Here is a 463-nt window from a genome sequence, read left to right as displayed (position 1 = left end):
TGTCGGAGGTCAACGGGCTCGACGTGGGGCTGACGTGCGCGATCTGGAGCCGCGATCTTTCCACGGCGCACCGGGCCGCGAACCGGGTCGAAGCCGGGTTCGTCTGGATCAACGAGGTGGGGCGCCACTTCCTCGGCGCGCCCTTTGGCGGTGTGAAACAGTCGGGGATCGGGCGCGAGGAGGGCATCGGCGAACTGATGTCCTTCACCCACGAAAAGAACATTCACATCAACCTGGGCGGTCAATGAAGCCCGCGCCCGAGGAGGATCGCCCGATGCGCGACGAAATCGACCGCCCGGTTCCTTGCGAGACCACCGACGTATACGGCAGCGACGCCATCGCATTGATGATGCGTGAGCTGGGCACGCCCTACGTCGCGCTGAACCCGGGATCCAGCTTTCGCGGTCTGCACGACAGTATCGTGAACCACTTGGGGAACCGTGATCCCAAGATGCTGCTGTGC

The 463-nt window shown here is 64.1% G+C and carries 1 protein-coding gene and 1 pseudogene; both read left to right on the top strand.

Going from position 1 to position 463, the window contains the following annotated elements; genetic code table 11:
- On the top strand, positions 1-248 hold a 248-nt coding region (locus GQE99_RS20280), incomplete at its 5' end, for an aldehyde dehydrogenase family protein (RefSeq protein WP_161353782.1).
- 26 nt (positions 249-274) lie between these two features.
- A pseudogene (locus tag GQE99_RS20275) lies at positions 275-463 on the top strand (thiamine pyrophosphate-binding protein); the annotation flags it as partial.

This window comes from Maritimibacter harenae (assembly GCF_009882975.1).
Taxonomy (GTDB): domain Bacteria; phylum Pseudomonadota; class Alphaproteobacteria; order Rhodobacterales; family Rhodobacteraceae; genus Maritimibacter; species Maritimibacter harenae.
This window is presented reverse-complemented; position numbering and strand designations above follow the sequence as displayed.